This window comes from Candidatus Halocynthiibacter alkanivorans (assembly GCF_003333265.1).
In the GTDB taxonomy this organism is placed as follows: domain Bacteria; phylum Pseudomonadota; class Alphaproteobacteria; order Rhodobacterales; family Rhodobacteraceae; genus Halocyntiibacter_A; species Halocyntiibacter_A alkanivorans.
Genome location: NZ_QOLB01000116.1, coordinates 1 through 16257 on the forward strand (window position 1 = coordinate 1; position 16257 = coordinate 16257).

Below are 16257 nucleotides of genomic sequence, written 5' to 3' on the forward strand. Positions count from 1 at the left end.
GGCAAAAAGAGGCGGTCGGCGTGGGGCCGTTTCGGGATGTTGCTGGCTGCGGGATCCGGGCGGCAGGACTGGCGCTGAGCAATAGCGCTGAGCAATAGCGCGGGCACCAGCAGCCGGAGCGGGGCGCCTGCGATGGGGCGCAGATGGTAAGACGCAAGCTGTCGGGCGCCGTTCGTGGGGCGCTTGCTGAGGAGCGCTGGCCTGTGGAGCGGGGCTTCTGCGCGGTGTGGCGGCGGCGGCACCCGCTGCGTCTGGGGGTGGGGCAGGACGCAGTGGAGCGCGGTGTGTCGCCCTGGTGATGAGTCCGGGGGGCGCATGGCCGCGTGCCACCAGATGCAGCGGGGCAGCAGGCCCGGGCCGGGGGAATGTCCCGGCCCGGGCGCGGCAGTTTATTTCGCCGCGACGGTGGCAAGACCTTTCAGCAGATCCACCGCATAAGACAGCTGGAAGTCCTCGTCGCGCAGTTTGGCGGCGGCCTCATCGCGGGCGCGTTCTTCTTCGATCAGGCGGATTTCATCCTCAGTCAGGCTGTCATTGTTCAACCGGCCGCGCAGATCGGCTTCGGTACGCTGGGCACGGGCGGTCTGCTCGGTGTCGTCCGTTTCGGGCTGACGGCGCGGCTGTTCCACCACGATGTCAGGGGAGACACCCAGCGCCTGAATCGAGCGGCCCGACGGGGTGTAATAGCGTGCGGTGGTCAGGCGCATGGCCCCCCCCGAGCGCAGCGGCATCACCGTCTGCACTGAGCCTTTGCCAAAGCTCTTGGTGCCGACAATCAGTGCCCGGCGGTGATCCTGCAGCGCGCCGGCAACGATTTCAGAGGCGGACGCGGAGCCGCCGTTGATCAGCACTACCACAGGTTTGCCCTCAGCGAGGTCGCCCGGGCTTGCGTTTACCCGGTCGCTGCCCTGGTTGTTGCGGCCGCGGGTCGAAACGATTTCGCCCTTGTCCAGAAACGCATCCGACACTTTGATCGCCTGTTTCAAAAGCCCGCCGGGATTGTTGCGCAGATCGACGATGACACCGTCGACATTCTCCATGCCGCCCAGTTCTTCGGCGGCGTTGCGCAGCCCGGCTTCCAGGTTGGGATAGGTCTGGTCGTTAAAAGTGGAGACCCTGAGCACAATGGAATTGCCTTCGACCCGGGCGCGCACGGCGGTGAGTTTGATGGTGTCGCGGATGATGGAGATGTCAAAGGGCTCATCCACCCCTTCGCGCACCACGGTGATGATGATCTCAGAGCCGACCGGGCCGCGCATCTGGTCCACGGTCTCGTCCAGGGTCAGCCCCAGCACGCTTTGCCCATCGACCTGGGTGATGAAATCGCCGGCTTCAACCCCGGCCAGATCGGCGGGGGTGCCGTCCATCGGCGCGACCACTTTCACATAACCTTCTTCCTGGGTGACTTCGATGCCGAGACCGCCAAAAGAGCCGCGGGTCTGTACCTGCATATCGGCGGCGTCTTGGGGTGACAGGTAGGAGGAATGCGGATCCAGCGACGTCAGCATACCGTCAATCGCAGCTTCGATCAGATCGGCCTCGTTGACATCTTCGACATACTGGGCGCGAATCCGTTCAAAAATATCGCCGAACAGATCAAGCTGCTCATAGACATTAGTGCTGCGGCTGTCCTCCTGGGCAATCAGCGGGCCGGCGATCTGGGTCGTCAGAATAACGCCAGCCAGGGTGCCGCCGAGGGCAGCCATTATAAATTTCTTCATCGCGTCCTATTCCTTTTCAATGGCGAACCAGGGCGCCGGGTCGATTGCGCGGCCGCCTTGCCTGATCTCTATATAAAGCGTTTCTGTGCGTGTGCTACCAGTCTGATCACCGGATGTGCTCAAAATCCCGTCAGAATTCGGTGGCGATCCGCCCATCAGCCCGACGGCCGTGCCTGCAGGCAGCACTTCGCCCACCCGGCCATAAAGCTCCTGCAGCCCGGCGAGCACCAGCAGCACATCATTGCCCGGCTCCAGAATCACCACATTGCCATAGTCGAGCAACGGTCCGGCAAAACGCAGCGTCGCCGGCCAGGGCACGGTGACCAGCGCGCGGGGCCGGCTGGCAATCAGCAGGCCAGGGCGGCGGATGCCGGCGGCGTCGGTCTCATTAAAGCGGCGCAGCAGGCGGCCACGCACCGGCAGCGGCAGCGTGCCGCGCGCCGCCGCCAGATCGGGCAGCGGATCAACGGCGTTTGCCTCGTCAAGGATTGCCAGGCTGCTTGCGAAGTTTTCCAGCGTATCGGTGCTGCTGACCACCCGTTCCAGCTGTCCGGGGCGGGACAGGAACCGCCGGGGCAGGTCTGTGCGTTCAGAAATGGCCTGGCTCAGCGCGGTGCGGGCTTTTTGCGCGCCGGTGAGCCCTTCGGCCAGCTGTTGCAATGACTGTTGCTGCAACTGCCGCAGCTGTGCCAGCTCCTGAACCCGGCGTTGCAGTGCGCTGACCTCTTCCATAAAGGCCGGGGTGACCTCTGCCAGCATCATCGCTGCACGTGCGGTGCCCAGCGGTCCGTCAGGATGCAGCAGCGACAGGCCGTCGGGCTGGGCTTCGATCGTCATCAACACAGCGAGAAGCTCTGAAAGCCGGGCATTCTCAGCGCTAAACTCTGTTTCAATTGCAGCGTCGCGGATGGCGGCACGGCGCAGCCCCTCGCGCATCGCCTCCAGCCCGGCCTCGTAGGCTTTCACCACCTGGGTCAGCGCCCGCACCCGGTCCCGCGCCGTGGCGGCCGCCTCAAGCGCGCCCCGGGCGGCGGTGAGCTGATCTGCGGCGATGCGTGCCAGGGCGGCCGCAGCGGGGGCGCTTTGGGCCCGGGTCACTTGTGGCGTGACGGTAAGCGCCAGAGCCAGAGCCAGAGACAGGGCAAGTGGCACAGCCAGGACCCGTCGCAGGGGCCGGCCCCGTGGCGGGAACAGTGGCTGCAACAGCGTCAGCCCCAGAGGCAGGGCGCGCGACAAAGACCGGGCGCGCGACAAAGACCGGGTCAGTGGCTGAAACCGGACCGGCGACGGGGACCGCGCCAGCGGCAATATCGCGGGCGGCAGCAAAGCGCGGCGCTGTCGTCCGGGGTGACTTTGTGGTGGCCACCGAAACGGCCACTGCACCGGCAAGCGGTGGGATCGCCCGGGAGAGGGCGGCGGGCGCAGGGGCGCGCAGCGCCGGGCGCCCGGGCTGTGCAGGTGTTGCACCAGCGCGCGCAGCATCTGGCCAGTGGCCATCAAGACCGACAACGCCGTCAGCCGCAGGGTTTGCCGCAGCGCCATCAGGTCAGCAGGCTTTCGCCGGTCATTTCCTCCGGCGTATCCAGACCCATCAGCTGCAGCAGCGTCGGCGCCAGATCGGCCAGCCGCCCGTCGCGCAGGCCGGCACCTGCCGCGCCGCCAAACAGCGCCACCGGCACCAGGTTCAGCGTATGCGCCGTATGCGGGCCGCCGGTTTCCGGGTCCACCATCAGTTCGCAATTGCCATGGTCCGCAGTGATAATCATCGCACCGCCGGCTTTTTCCAGCGCCGCCACCACCCGCGTCAGACCGGCGTCCACCGCTTCGCAGGCTTTGATCGCCGCCGCCAGATCGCCGGTATGGCCGACCATATCCGGGTTGGCGTAATTGGTAACGATCAGGTCATAGCCGGACTCGATCGCCTCAACAAACTTGTCGGTTACCTCGGGCGCTGACATTTCCGGCTGCAGGTCATAGGTCGCCACTTTGGGCGACAGCGGCATGTAGCGGGCTTCGCCCACTTCCGGCTCTTCTTTGCCGCCGTTGAGGAAGAAGGTGACATGGGGGTATTTTTCGGTCTCGGCGAGACGGAACTGGGTACGGCCATGTTTCGCCACCCAGGCACCGAGCGTATTGGCGATTTTGCTCTTGGGGTAGGCGGTGGTCATAAAGGCGCCGTGGGCGTCGCTGTAGGGCACCATGCCCAGCAGCGCTGCCAGCGTGGGCCGCGGACCGGTGTCAAATTCTGAGAAACCCGGCTCGCCGATGGCGCGCAGGATCTCGCGCGCCCGGTCAGAGCGGAAGTTCAGGCAGAAAAACCCGTCACCGTCCTGCACACCCTTGTGGGCGCCGATGGTGGTGGCCTGGATAAATTCGTCGCTCTCTCCGCGGGCGTAACCCGCCTCAAGCGCGGTCTGAGCATCGGGCGCGCTGTGCTGACCCTTGCCGCGCATGATGGCGTCGTAGCCTTGCTGCACGCGCTCCCAGCGATTGTCGCGGTCCATGGCGAAATAGCGCCCGGTGAGGCTGGCGATACGGGCGTTTTCCGGCAGGGCGTCGCTGATATCGGCCAGAAAAGGTGCTGCGGATTTTGGCGCCACATCGCGACCGTCGGTCATCGCATGCAGCGCCACCGGCACGCCGGCGTCCGTGATGGCTTTGATCGCGGCGCGGATGTGGCTGACATGGCCATGTACGCCGCCGTCCGAGACCAGCCCCATCAGGTGGGCGGTGCCGCCGCTGTTTTTCAGCGTGCTGATAAAGTCGGTGAGCGCGGCGTTGTTGAAAAAGCTGCCGTTTTCAATGGCGAGGTCGATCTGACCCAGATCCATCGCCACCACCCGGCCGGCGCCGATATTGGTGTGGCCGACCTCAGAGTTGCCCATCTGGCCCGAGGGCAGACCAACGTCGGGGCCATGGGTGATCAGTTTTGCAGTGGGTCCGTGAGACATCAGCCGGTCAAAGGTTGGGGTGTGGGCCAGCGCAGGCGCGTTGGCGGTGGCGTCATTACGGGCGCCCCAACCGTCCAGAATGCAAAGAACAACCGGTTTTGGGGTGGGGTTTGATGCCGTCATGACGCGCTCCTGAATTCAACTTGTGCCAGTACTAACGGCTCGGGCGTGCGGGGTGAAGGCTTTGCTTGACCCTGGCGCACATTCGGTGCTGGTCAGGGGAAAGGACCGTGCCGCGCGGGCCACACCCATCGCCTGGCAGCGGTGCCGGGCCAGAATGTGTGCCAGCATCCGGAGCGGGGCGGCACAGTCTGGGTACCGAATGTCTGCACCACCACGTGAGGCGCAACAGAGAGGTCAGCGATGCAGCCGGAAGTGATCATTGTCGGGGGTGGTATTGCTGGCGCGATGCTGTGCTTTGAGCTCAGCTGTGCCGGGGTGCAGGTGCGCCTGATTGAGGCCGCCACACGCCCGGGGTCCGGCGTGAGCGCGCGTTCTTTTGGCTGGATCAATGCGATCAATAGCGATCCTGAGGGCGCCCCTGGCCTGTTTGCACTGCGGCGCGACGGGCTGGAGCGGTTTGCGGCGCTGAACCAGCGCTGTGGCGGCGCGTTGGCGGCCGCCAGTGCCGGTGGTTCTGAAGGGGCTCTGTTATGGCAGGCGAACGGGGCTTTGAGTGCGGCGTTGCGCGACAAAATGCGGGTGGCGGGCTATCGCGTTGATCTGTTGCAGCCCGCGCAGGCTGCGGGTTTGCTGCCGGGGGCGCGGCTGCCGGACCTGGCCCTGCACGTGCCACAGGAACTGGCAGTGCGACCGGCGCATGTCTGTAAAATCCTGCTGGAGAGGGCCGTTTCGCAGGGGGCGGAGGTCATCTGCGGCCAACGGGTGGATGCGGTTGCGACCCGGTCAGGCCGCGTCACCGGCGTGATCTGCGATGGCAGGCTCATGGCAAGCCCCCAGGTTGTGGTGGCGGCGGGGCTGCAGAGCCGGGAGCTGCTTGCGGCATTCACTGATCCGGGCTGGTTGCAGGCCTCATCGGCGGCGCTGGTGGAGCTGTCGGCCGATCTGGCGCCGTTTGTGCCGGTGGTACGGACGCCTGACATTGAACTGCGCAGCGTGGGGTCCGGCCGGTTTCTGGCGGTGACATCGGCGCCGGATCCTCTGAATCCGCAGGCCGGTAAGGCCGTGGCACAGGCACAGGTGGCGGCGCTGCAGGATCTGTTCCCGGAGGCAGGTCAGGTGCGGGCTGTTGCAGTGCAAACCGGGCAGCGCGCGCTGCCAGCGGACGGACGGCCGCGCGCGGGCCGGGTGGCCGCGGTTGAGGGGCTTTATGTGATGGTGGGGCATCCGGGGGTGATCCTGGCGCCGGTAATGGCCGCGTCGCTGTGTGATCAGATTTTGGGGCGCGGCGGTGTGCCGCTGTCAGAGCCATTGTGAGACGGTCTCCTGGGCCAGCGGCATCAGACCGGCGCTGAGCCGGCGGTTGTGTGCGGTGCTTAGATGCGGTTCGGAAGCGGCGGCGTTGTCCGGTGCGATCCACTGAGTACCGGGCAGATTCCGGTCCCGGTCTCAGACCCGGTGGTAAGGACCGCCGGCGAGAATATTGGCGGCGCGGTAGATCTGTTCGCTTAACATCACCCGCACCAGCATATGGGGCCAGACCATTTTGCCGAAGCTGAGCGCATAATCAGCGCGGGCGCGCAGGCTGGGGTCAATGCCGTCGGCACCGCCAATGACAAAGGCAACATCCTGGCGGCCTGTGTCGCGCCAGTCCCCAAGCTGGTCGGCAAACGCGGGGGAGCTGAGCAGTTTGCCACGTTCGTCCAGACAACACAAAAGCGCGCCTTTGGGCAGGGCGCGCTCGAGCAGGGCAGCTTCGGCTTTCATGCCGCCGCCTTTTTTGTCTTCGACCTCGATGAGGTTGAGCGGGCCAAGTCCGAGGGCGCGGCCTGATTTGTTAAAGCGGGATTGATAATCCAGCACCAGTTCGCGCTCGGGGCCGGCCCGCAGGCGGCCCACAGCGCAGATATGGACCCGCATCAGGCCTCAGGCGTTGCGGCGGCCTCACCGGGCTCGAGCCACATTTTTTCCAGCTGGTAGAATTCGCGCACTTCGGGGCGGAACACATGCACGATCACGTCACCGGAATCGATCAGCACCCAGTCGCCCTGGTCTTTGCCTTCGAGCTTGGAGTAGATGCCGAATGCGGTCTTCAGCTGGTCGACCAGCTTTTCCGCGATGCCGCTGACCTGACGCGACGAGCGCCCGGAACAGACCACCATAAAATCGGCCATTTCAGATTTGCCGTGCAAATCGATTGAAACGACGTCCTCGGCCTTGTTTTCATCAAGGGAGGAGAGAATACGCTCAAGCAGCTGCTTGGGAGTGAACGTGGCGTGGCTGCTGGTCATGGTTGTTTCCTGGACGGTGCCGGACGGGTCCGTTTGTGTTGACTGAGACGGGAGGTCGTCCTCCCTTGTGGCGCACCGAACCGGCCCCGGCGCCGGGCATTGAGTGTAGATAGCATCGCGACAGCGAATCTTTAAAGACTGCCGGAAAAAAGGCTTATTGCACAGGGGCGTTTTGACCACAATCGGGGGAATGGCTCAGTTTCCGCTGTCCGGGGGTGAAATATCATCATTTTTCAGCATACGCAGCTCGCGCTGGGGGAAGGGGATGGAAATGCCGGCCGCTTTGAACGCGTCCCAGAGCGCCAGATAGACCAGCCCGCGCACATTGGTCAGCCCGCTGGTGGGGTCGGTGATCCAGAAGCGCAGCACGTAATCCACCGAACTGTCGCCAAAGCCAGTGATGTGGCAGACGGCGGGCCGGTCGTTGGAGACGCGGGGCACCGAACGGGCGGCTTCCACCGCGATGCGGCGCACCAGGTGCGGGTCATCGTCATAGGCGGTGCCAAAGGTGATATCGAGCCGCACATAATCATTGGTAAAGGACCAGTTCACCACCTGGTTGGTGATCAGGTCTTCGTTCGGGATCAGGAATTCGCGCCCGTCACGTGTCACCACTGAGGCATAGCGCGCGCCCAGGGTCTTGATCCAGCCAAAGGTCTCGCCCAGCGAAATCACATCGCCGGGTTTGATCGACTTATCCAGCAGGATGATGACGCCGGACACAAGGTTGGAGACCACTTTCTGCAAGCCGAAACCAAGGCCGAGACCGATGGCACCGGACAGCACCGCCAGCCCGGTGAGGTCAAAGCCCACCGCTTTCAGTCCGATGAAAAACGCCGTGCTGTAGAGCAGGACCTGCAGCAGTTTGACCGCCAGCACCTGCATTGAGGGGGAAATGTCCCGGTTGGCGTCGATGCTGCGGGCCGCAGACGCAGTGGCGAGGCGGGCAAGGCTGATCAGCAATGCGGTGACCACCAGCGCTTTCAGGATGCCGTAGAGCGACAGGCGGGAATCACCGATCTCAAGGGCGCTGGCCTGGAGGAAAGTGGTGAAATCGTCGTCTAGCCGGAGATAATACAGCGTCACCCAGATCAGCAGCCCGATTTTGACAATGCGGCGCAGAGGACGGTTGCGGATCAGCCGGGTCGCCAGTGTCACCGACAGCCAGGCAAATGCGATGGAGGCGAACAGCGCCAGGATATAGCGCCGCGAGGGGTAGGTGGAGAGCTGCGCCATTACCGCGACTGAGAACCAGGACAAAGCCGTGAAGGTGATCAGCTGCATCCGGTTGTGCAGCACCAGAAACAGCCGCAGCCGCCATTTGGTGACACCCTCAAGGCCGTGGGCCCATTCACTCAACTGTGGTGCGGCCCAGCGGCGCAGTATCCAGGCGGCGACAAAGCAGAGCACAAGGATGACAAACTGGTTGATACGCGAGGGCAGGTAGAGGTTGGAGAACGCGGTTTGAACCGCCATCCACAGGGTGGTGATCTGTTGCGGAATTGCGCTGAGCTGATCTTCCATAGCCGGCATCCTTTCCGCCATGATGGCATGGGCCCCGGGGTCAGGCAATCGCGGGGAATTAAATGCGGTAATAATGTTGCGCATGGGGTCTGGTGCGGGTAGCAATCTGGAATGACTGATTTTATTCTTCTGATCCTTGCCGGGCTTGGCGCCGGTATTATCAACGCGCTGGCCGGTGGCGGCACTTTTCTGACCTTTCCGGCGCTGGTGTTCATCGGGCTGCCACCGGTGGTGGCCAATGCCACCAGCGCTGTGGCGGTGTTTCCTGGTTATCTGGCGGCAGCGGCAGGGTTTCGCGCCGAGATTGGCGCGATTAAGCGACATGACCTGATCAAAGCCAGTGTAGTGGCACTTGCCGGCGGTCTGGCCGGTGCCGGGCTGTTGCTGGTGTCCTCAAACGAAGTGTTTTCCCTGGTGGTGCCGTTCCTGTTGCTGATCGCGACAGTGATCTTTGCTTTTCAGAAGCAGATCCAGGTGGCGTTGCGGGACTCGCGGCTGAAAGCCACGCCTTATGGCAGCGTCGGGCTGTTTCTGGTCTCGGTCTATGGCGGTTATTTCAATGGCGGGCTGGGCATTGTGCTGCTGGCGCTGTTCGCGCTGTGGGGTATGCAGAGCCTCAACCAGATGAACGGGCTGAAAAACGCTATGTCGTTTGTCATTTCTGCGATCTCTGTGGCGGCGTTTGCGCTGGCGGGTATTGTTGAGTGGCGCGAGGCGGCGATAATGGCGGTGGCGGCGGTGGCGGGCGGGTTTATCGGCGCGAAACTGGCGCGGATCCTGCCGGATATCGTGATCCGCGGCGGCATTATTGCCATTGGTCTGAGCATGAGCGTGGTTTTCTTTGCCCGGATGTGAACCGGCACGCTTGCTGGAATCTCCCGGGCGATGTATGGCTGGGGAATGAAACGCATCTATGACATCGCTGACCACGATTTTCTGCCCTGGCGGTTCTTTGGTCGGTCCCGGTCCGTGACTGCGGGGCTATAGCCCCCGGCGCGCTTCTGCGCGCGTTTTTGCAGCCATCGCTACATCCAAAAACAAATACGGGAGAGGACCTATGTCCCCCACAACACTCTATGATAAAATCTGGGACGCTCATGTAGCGGATCAGACAGAAGACGGCACTTGCCTGCTGTATATCGACCGTCACCTGGTGCATGAAGTCACCAGCCCCCAGGCCTTTGAAGGTCTGCGCATGGCGGGCCGCAAAGTGCACGCGCCGGACAAAACCATCGCGGTGCCCGATCACAACGTGCCGACCACGCCGGACCGGGTGAACGGTATTGAGAACGAAGAGGGCCGCATTCAGGTTGCCGCTCTGGACAAAAACGCCCGCGACTTTGGGGTGCATTATTACCCGATGAACGACGTGCGTCAGGGCATCGTGCATATTGTCGGCCCGGAGCAGGGCTGGACTCTGCCGGGTATGACCGTGGTTTGTGGTGACAGCCACACGGCAACCCACGGCGCTTTTGGCGCGCTGGCGCATGGCATTGGTACTTCTGAAGTGGAGCACGTGCTGGCGACCCAGACGCTGATCCAGAAGAAGTCCAAAAACATGAAAGTGGAAATCACCGGCAAATTGCAGCCTGGTGTGACCGCGAAAGACATCACCCTTGCGGTGATTGGCGAGACCGGTACCGCCGGTGGCACCGGTTATGTCATCGAATATTGTGGCGAAGCGATCCGCGATCTGTCGATGGAAGGCCGGATGACGGTCTGTAACATGGCGATTGAGGGTGGCGCGCGCGCTGGTCTTATTGCCCCCGATCAGACCACCTATGACTATGTGATGGGTCGTCCCCATGCGCCAAAAGGCGCGCAGTGGGATGCGGCGCTGACCTGGTGGAAAACCCTGTTCACCGATGAAAATGCGGTGTTTGACAAGGTGGTTACCCTGCGCGGCGAAGACATCGCGCCGGTTGTGACCTGGGGCACGTCGCCCGAGGATGTACTGCCGATCACCGCCACTGTGCCTTTTGCCACTGATTTTGAAGGCGGCAAGGTTGATGCGGCGGCGCGCTCGCTGGCCTATATGGGGCTGGAAAGCGGCACCAAACTGACCGACATCAAGATCGACACCGTGTTTATCGGCTCCTGCACCAACGGGCGGATCGAAGATCTGCGCGCTGTGGCCGGGGTGGTCAAAGGCAAGAAGATCAAAGAGGGCATGCGGGCGCTGATCGTTCCTGGCTCGGGTCTGGTGCGGGCGCAGGCGGAAGAAGAAGGTCTTGCTGAGATCTTCCTGGACGCCGGTTTTGAATGGCGCATGGCGGGGTGCTCCATGTGTCTGGCGATGAACCCGGACCAGCTGGAGGCGGGCGAGCGCTGTGCCGCGACCTCGAACCGCAACTTTGAAGGCCGTCAGGGCCGGGGCGGACGTACCCACCTGGTGAGTCCTGTGATGGCGGCTGCGGCTGCGCTGACCGGTCATCTGACCGACATCCGTGATTTTCTGTAAGGAGCGCAGGCAATGGAAAAGTATCAAAAACTGACCGGGATTGCGGCGCCAATGCCGCTGATCAACATCGACACCGATATGATCATCCCAAAAGTGTTCCTGAAGACCATCAAACGCTCGGGCCTGGGTGTGAACCTGTTCGCCGAGATGCGGTACAATGATGACGGCTCGGAAAAGGACGATTTTGTCCTGAACCAGCCGGCCTACCGCGATGCGGAAATCATCGTTGCCGGTGACAACTTTGGCTGTGGCTCGTCGCGCGAGCATGCGCCATGGGCGATCAAAGATTTTGGCGTGCGCTGTGTGGTCTCCACCGGTTTTGCCGACATCTTTTTTAGCAACTGCTTCAAAAATGGCATCCTGCCGATCGTGCTGCCCAAAGAGCAGGTCGATCTGTTGATGAAAGACGCAGAAAAAGGCGCCAATGCGCGCATGACTGTGGATCTGGAAGCGCAGGAGATCACCACGTCTGATGGCGAGGTTATCGCCTTTGACGTGGATGCGTTCAAAAAGCATTGTCTGCTGGAAGGTCTGGACGATATCAGCCTGACGCTGGCCAAGGCCGATGCGATCCAAAGCTTTGAACAACAAGCACAACAGTCGCGCCCCTGGGTCTGATAAAAGCTTAACCACGATTTCCGGGGCCGTCCGTTGTGGGCGGCCCTTTTTTCATGCCATTTGATGCAAAGCCGCACCAGTCACAGTGCCAATCCGCCCCGGTCCGGCGCTAATTCTTAACCAAAGCTTGCTGTTGAGATTGAAACAAGGCAAAAATTGGGCGAGAATGAGGCAGCCTGCCAGAACCGGCGGTGCAAGGTGGGATAAGGGCGCGGCAACGTATCGCGCTCGTCCGTTTGAGGGTGACAGAGCAGTGTTTTCGCGACTAGCAGGCGCCATTATGCGCGCAGTATTGATGGCGGTGTTGATTTCAACGCCGGCGATGCTGTTGCCTGTGGTCAGCACCGAATCCCAGCAGGCCGTGGTGCTGTTGGCAATATTTGGCGCGGCGCTGACCTTTTTTGAATATGGCTCAGCGGCGCCCGGGTTGGTGGAGTTCCGCGACGCGCCGCCCTATAACCGCATCCGTTTTGCCGCCTTGTTTGTGACTGTCTTCCTGGTCTCGGTGATTCTGTCCGGGGTGAAAACCGCCGGGCCAATGTCTGAGCTGATTCAGGCCACCGGGGCGCTGGTCGGACATCTGCTTGATTTCCCGGGCTCCCCGGTGCGGCTGATGCTGGCCACCCTGTCGCCTGACAGCGATGCGGCGCAGGTCTCCAGGCTGCGCAGCGCCACCGGGCTCAGCTATCTGCTGTCGTTGCTGGTGATGGGCGGCTTTGCGCTGCGGCTGCGGCTGCGGGCCTGGCCGGGGCGGGAGCGCGCCTTTAACGTCTGGATCAACCTGCCTACATTTGACCCCGGCGCCGGAGGTGATGTTGTGCATCGCCTGGTGCGGGACGGTCGTGCTAACATCGTGCTGGGCCTCTTGTTGCCCTTTGTGGTTCCTGTGCTGATGCAGGCGGCGTCGCTGCAGTTGGATATGGCGGCCCGGGGCAGCGCACAGTCCCTGATCTGGATGGTGGCAGCATGGGCATTTCTTCCGGCGTCTCTGATTATGCGTGGTGCGGCGATGGGGCGGATTGCCCATCTGATCCGCGACAAACGCCGCGCCACATTCGCTGCTTCTCAGGACGATTTTTTCCAGCCGGTCTGACGGCGTCCCGGGTGCGGGCCGCGCGGCTGTGTGCACTGCAGCCCCTTTCCCTTTCCATGTTACTTTCTCTGCTTTTTCTGTCCCTTGCGGCGCCGCTGGTCGCGGAAGCGCCGCTGCGATTTGCCACCTATAATGCGGAGCTGTCGCGCAAAGGGCCGGGGCTGTTGCTGCGCGATATTCTGCGCGGGGACGCAGCGGTCGTGGCGGCGGCCGGGCTGATTGCGCAGAGGGATCCGGATGTCTTGCTGCTGACCGGGTTTGACTGGGATCTGGATGGGCGGGCTTTGACGGCGTTTGCCGGGCTGCTGGCCGGGCAGGGGGCGGAGTATCCTTATCAATATGCGCCCCGGCCCAATGCGGGGGTGGCCTCAGAGTTTGATCTGGACCGCAACGGCGTGCTGGGCGAGGCGCGCGACAGTCTTGGCTATGGCGCCTTTAGCGGTCAGGGCGCGATGGCGTTGCTGTCAAAGCTGCCGCTGCTGCCAGAGCAGGCGCGGGATTTCACCGCGCTGTTGTGGCGCGATGCGCCGGGGGCGGCGCCGCCGAAGGGCTATTTCAGCGATGACATTCTGGCGGTGTTACCACTGGCCTCGGTCGGGCTCTGGGAGCTGCCGCTTTTGCTGCCGGGGGGCGGCACGGCGCGGGTGCTGGCATTTTATGCCACCACGCCGCTGTTTGACGGCGAGGAGGACCGCAATGGCAAACGCAACCGTGATGAGTTGCGGTTCTGGATCGAATATCTGAAGGAGCCGGGTCAGGGCGCTTTGGGGCAAGGCGCAGCGGGCCAGGGTGTAACGCGACAGGACGTGGTGCTACTGACCGGGGTGACGCAGGGCGGCGCGGCACAGGGCGGCGCTGCGGAGGAGCGCGTGGTGTTGAACGGCGTGGCACCGGAGAACGTAGGGCAGGACGGTTTGGCGCTGACCAGCGAGGTGCGGGGCGGTGTGGCACAGAGCGGCGCTGCGGAGGAGAGCGTGGCACAGGCTGGGGCGGGCGTGCCGTTTGTGCTGATGGGCGACAGCAATGTGGATGCGGGGCGGGGCGCCGGGTACCGGTCCGTGATGGCGGAGTTGCTGCGGGATCCGGCGCTGCAGGATGTGGTGCCGGAGGGCGTGTTGGGCAGTGCCACTGTGGACTGGGGCAAAGCCGGCCCGATGCGGGTGGATTATGTGCTGCCTTCAGCCGGTTGGCGGGTGCTGGGCTCCGGGGTGGACTGGGCGGAAGGGGGCGAGAGCCGCCACGGGTTGGTCTGGGTCGATCTGGCGCATTAGGGTTAAAGGTCGTGAGCTTGCAGTCCTGGACAACAGAATATTTGTGTGACGAAGGTCGGGGCTGGTGGACATGTGGTTTAATTTCAGGTCCCTGCAACGCCGTCGCGCGAAAACCATGTCACGTGCAAACGCAGTGTCCGCGTCCCATGTTGGTGATCAAGGACGGGTCCGGCAGACATATGGCTTTGTTTGGCCCGACACCCGCCGGGCAGCGCCTGAGCCACTGTCCGGGGCTCAGAGCTGACCAGCATGATACGCGTACAGTGCTGGTCGCGAGCGTACGGTGAGTGATTCGTCTCAGTTGCCCGCTGCGCCTGATCACAGAACCATTGTGACCATCGCGCGCCAGATCTCTGATGCAGCGCTGTAACCGCGCCGGAACTGCCGATGTAATATGGCCGCCTTTAGCGCGGTTTGAGCGTCTCGACCGGGGCATCGGCGGACTTCCAGGCGGTAAAGCCCCCGTCCAGATGACAGACCGGGGCCAGGCCCATCTCCATTGCGGTGCGCGCCGCCAGCGCAGAACGCCAGGCGCTGGCGCAATAGAAGACAAAAGTCTTGTCCTCGCTGAAGATCTCTTTGTGATAGGGGCTTTCGGGATCGATCCAGAATTCCAGCATGCCACGCGGACAAGAGACAGCGCCGGGGATTTTGCCTTCGCGCTGCAATTCGCGGATGTCGCGCAGGTCGATAAAGACATGCTCCGGGCTGTCCAGCAGCGCACGGGCGGTGTCCACAGGAAGGGTGGTGACGGCGGCCCGGGCCTCCGCCAGCAGGGTCTTGATACCGCGGGTGATGTTCTGGGCCATGGCGTCCTCCGGTGTTGTTTCTGGCCATTGATACGTCTGCGCTGCGGGCTTGCAAGGCGGAATGCGCTGCGTCTGGCCGCATTTGGCCGCGTCTGCCCGCGTCTGGCCGGCGCTGAGGGGCGGAAACCGGGGCGGCATTGGCGGTCTTATAGCTCTTTTGTACAGGGGGCTGACCTGTTGCGCCCTTAACCTGTGCTTTTGCCACGCGTACAACCTGTGGTCGATGTGGCATGCTGAAAGCAGGAATTGCCCAGGGCGCGCCGGGTGGGGGACCGGGCGCAAACGGGGCAAAGGCCTGCCGGGTGCGCCTTGGAGGCGTATACGACGGCCAGCCAAACGCCCGGATCACTCACGGTGGGGCAGAAAGACCGTATTTGCGTGAAGCAGATGCGGTCTTTTTTTGCTGCAGCTCAGAATGCGTTGCGTGTGAGCCTGGCAAAGAAAGTGTCGGCGGCGCTGCAGTCTGGCGTCCGGCCGGGCCTGCAATCAGCTGTCCGGGTCTGCGGTCTGGCCGGGGCAAACGGTCCGGCACCCGGTCTGGCGCTCTGGCGTGCGCTCTGGCGTGCGGGCTGACACCCGCGTGACCGGGCACTCTGGCATTCAGGTGGATGGGCGATCTGGCGACCAGGTGAGCAAGCGCCCTCGCAACCGGTTAGCTGTGCGGCGATGCGGGGGCGCGCTTTGGCGCCTGGGCAGGTATGGGGGGCAGGTGCTCTGGCAACGGGCGGGCATAAGGGGGCTACGGGCGTTGCCCAAGCGTTGGTTGTACTCTTAATAGAATTTCAAATGTCTGGCCCATTTCCCTTTCTTCAATATGTATGTTGGCCCATGTTCAATCACTATTACTCCTGACTTGGGGGGAGCGGGCATTCGCCACGATCATCGGCCAATGTCAAATATGCGTAGTAAGCACCACTTGCAAAGTCGAAGCCTCATACGAGGCGTTTCAGCGCCTCTTCATTTGGGAAGTCCCTCATCTTGATAGTGCGGCGTTTTAGCTACTGCTGGAGAGCGCGCACAACTGGATTTGAAGTGCGCTGTCGGTGCCGGTGGTGCTCAGTAAGCGCAAAGATGGTCAGTCTTTCCTGGACGTTTTTCTCCAGCCCGCCGCCGCTCAGCCCTGACGACCCGCTATCACCGAATGGAAACTGTCGACACCAGGAGTGCGGCAGCATGTATTGCCTGAACACAGATGTATCGGTGAACTTTGCAGTCTGCAGAAAAAATGTAGCTACTCCAACGCGACAGATGCCCGGACTACGGTACAAATTATACCAACCCGCCCAATCATTGACCGGTGGTTGCCCAGTTTCGCGTTGCGATTGATTTGATGCGCCCGGTTTCAGCGGCCAGGCGGTTCCAGGCATCGCAACAGGCATCAACGATCGCCTCCCAGGT

The 16257-nt window shown here is 62.8% G+C and carries 14 protein-coding genes; 7 read left to right on the forward strand and 7 right to left on the reverse strand.

From position 1 onward, the window contains the following. Positions 1-143 precede the first annotated feature (143 nt). Positions 144-299, forward strand: a complete 156-nt coding sequence (locus DWA01_RS23160; protein WP_160116052.1) for a hypothetical protein — start codon at positions 144-146, stop codon at positions 297-299. A 90-nt stretch (positions 300-389) separates the two neighbouring features. On the opposite strand, the gene DWA01_RS13990 is transcribed toward DWA01_RS23160, so the two are convergent. From DWA01_RS13990 to gpmI, 3 genes are all read right to left on the reverse strand, one after another. Beyond that, complete coding sequence (locus DWA01_RS13990) at positions 390-1721, reverse strand: S41 family peptidase (RefSeq protein WP_114286435.1); 1332 nt, start codon at positions 1719-1721, stop codon at positions 390-392. Positions 1722-1727: 6 nt separating this feature from the next. Beyond that, positions 1728-2873 carry a murein hydrolase activator EnvC family protein gene (locus DWA01_RS13995; protein WP_160116053.1) on the reverse strand — a complete coding sequence of 382 codons (1146 nt, stop codon included), beginning with the start codon at positions 2871-2873 and terminating at the stop codon, positions 1728-1730. Positions 2874-3262: 389 nt separating this feature from the next. Continuing rightward, complete coding sequence (gene gpmI / locus DWA01_RS14000; RefSeq protein WP_114286436.1) at positions 3263-4795, reverse strand: 2,3-bisphosphoglycerate-independent phosphoglycerate mutase; 1533 nt, start codon at positions 4793-4795, stop codon at positions 3263-3265. A gap of 240 nt (positions 4796-5035) precedes the next feature. On the opposite strand from gpmI, the gene DWA01_RS14005 reads away from it, so the two are divergent. After that, positions 5036-6109 (forward strand): NAD(P)/FAD-dependent oxidoreductase, encoded by a 1074-nt coding sequence (locus DWA01_RS14005; protein ID WP_114286437.1) that lies wholly within the window; start codon positions 5036-5038, stop codon positions 6107-6109. A 132-nt stretch (positions 6110-6241) separates the two neighbouring features. Here the strand turns inward: DWA01_RS14005 and rlmH are convergent, their stop codons facing one another. The 3 genes from rlmH to DWA01_RS14020 form a co-directional block, all read right to left on the reverse strand. Further along, complete coding sequence (gene rlmH, locus DWA01_RS14010; RefSeq protein ID WP_114286438.1) at positions 6242-6712, reverse strand: 23S rRNA (pseudouridine(1915)-N(3))-methyltransferase RlmH; 471 nt, start codon at positions 6710-6712, stop codon at positions 6242-6244. Beyond that, positions 6712-7083, reverse strand: a complete 372-nt coding sequence (gene rsfS / locus DWA01_RS14015; protein WP_114286439.1) for a ribosome silencing factor — start codon at positions 7081-7083, stop codon at positions 6712-6714. Before rsfS ends, rlmH begins: the two co-directional genes overlap by 1 nt. Before the next feature lie 195 nt (positions 7084-7278). Beyond that, positions 7279-8607: a mechanosensitive ion channel family protein gene (locus DWA01_RS14020; protein WP_114286440.1), complete on the reverse strand. Its 1329-nt coding sequence runs from the start codon at positions 8605-8607 to the stop codon at positions 7279-7281. Positions 8608-8718: 111 nt separating this feature from the next. On the opposite strand from DWA01_RS14020, the gene DWA01_RS14025 reads away from it, so the two are divergent. The 5 genes from DWA01_RS14025 (at position 8719) to DWA01_RS14045 (ending at position 14050) form a co-directional block, all read left to right on the forward strand. Continuing rightward, positions 8719-9462, forward strand: a complete 744-nt coding sequence (locus DWA01_RS14025) for a sulfite exporter TauE/SafE family protein (protein WP_114286441.1) — start codon at positions 8719-8721, stop codon at positions 9460-9462. 202 nt (positions 9463-9664) lie between these two features. After that, the gene (gene leuC, locus DWA01_RS14030) at positions 9665-11068 is read left to right on the forward strand and encodes a 3-isopropylmalate dehydratase large subunit (RefSeq protein ID WP_114286442.1); all 1404 of its coding nucleotides are present in this window, start codon (positions 9665-9667) and stop codon (positions 11066-11068) included. 12 nt (positions 11069-11080) lie between these two features. Continuing rightward, positions 11081-11686 (forward strand): 3-isopropylmalate dehydratase small subunit, encoded by a 606-nt coding sequence (leuD, locus tag DWA01_RS14035; RefSeq protein ID WP_114286443.1) that lies wholly within the window; start codon positions 11081-11083, stop codon positions 11684-11686. Positions 11687-11966: 280 nt separating this feature from the next. Next, positions 11967-12779, forward strand: a complete 813-nt coding sequence (locus tag DWA01_RS14040; protein ID WP_235008556.1) for a hypothetical protein — start codon at positions 11967-11969, stop codon at positions 12777-12779. Positions 12780-12835: 56 nt separating this feature from the next. Continuing rightward, positions 12836-14050, forward strand: coding sequence for an endonuclease/exonuclease/phosphatase family protein (locus DWA01_RS14045; RefSeq protein WP_160116054.1), 1215 nt, complete (start codon positions 12836-12838; stop codon positions 14048-14050). A 404-nt stretch (positions 14051-14454) separates the two neighbouring features. On the opposite strand, the gene DWA01_RS14050 is transcribed toward DWA01_RS14045, so the two are convergent. Then, positions 14455-14859, reverse strand: coding sequence for a rhodanese-like domain-containing protein (locus DWA01_RS14050; protein ID WP_114286446.1), 405 nt, complete (start codon positions 14857-14859; stop codon positions 14455-14457). Between the last annotated feature and the right edge of the window lie 1398 nt (positions 14860-16257).

What these genes read in the sequence shown, in the direction of transcription:
- DWA01_RS23160 (WP_160116052.1), top strand. Translation starts at nt 144, where the DNA reads ATGGTAAGACGCAAGCTGTCGGGCGCCGTTCGTGGGGCGCTTGCTGAG.
- DWA01_RS13990 (WP_114286435.1), bottom strand. Translation starts at nt 1,721, where the DNA reads ATGAAGAAATTTATAATGGCTGCCCTCGGCGGCACCCTGGCTGGCGTT.
- gpmI (WP_114286436.1), bottom strand. Translation starts at nt 4,795, where the DNA reads ATGACGGCATCAAACCCCACCCCAAAACCGGTTGTTCTTTGCATTCTG.
- DWA01_RS14005 (WP_114286437.1), top strand. Translation starts at nt 5,036, where the DNA reads ATGCAGCCGGAAGTGATCATTGTCGGGGGTGGTATTGCTGGCGCGATG.
- rlmH (WP_114286438.1), bottom strand. Translation starts at nt 6,712, where the DNA reads ATGCGGGTCCATATCTGCGCTGTGGGCCGCCTGCGGGCCGGCCCCGAG.
- rsfS (WP_114286439.1), bottom strand. Translation starts at nt 7,083, where the DNA reads ATGACCAGCAGCCACGCCACGTTCACTCCCAAGCAGCTGCTTGAGCGT.
- DWA01_RS14020 (WP_114286440.1), bottom strand. Translation starts at nt 8,607, where the DNA reads ATGGAAGATCAGCTCAGCGCAATTCCGCAACAGATCACCACCCTGTGG.
- DWA01_RS14025 (WP_114286441.1), top strand. Translation starts at nt 8,719, where the DNA reads ATGACTGATTTTATTCTTCTGATCCTTGCCGGGCTTGGCGCCGGTATT.
- leuC (WP_114286442.1), top strand. Translation starts at nt 9,665, where the DNA reads ATGTCCCCCACAACACTCTATGATAAAATCTGGGACGCTCATGTAGCG.
- leuD (WP_114286443.1), top strand. Translation starts at nt 11,081, where the DNA reads ATGGAAAAGTATCAAAAACTGACCGGGATTGCGGCGCCAATGCCGCTG.
- DWA01_RS14040 (WP_235008556.1), top strand. Translation starts at nt 11,967, where the DNA reads ATGCGCGCAGTATTGATGGCGGTGTTGATTTCAACGCCGGCGATGCTG.
- DWA01_RS14045 (WP_160116054.1), top strand. Translation starts at nt 12,836, where the DNA reads ATGTTACTTTCTCTGCTTTTTCTGTCCCTTGCGGCGCCGCTGGTCGCG.
- DWA01_RS14050 (WP_114286446.1), bottom strand. Translation starts at nt 14,859, where the DNA reads ATGGCCCAGAACATCACCCGCGGTATCAAGACCCTGCTGGCGGAGGCC.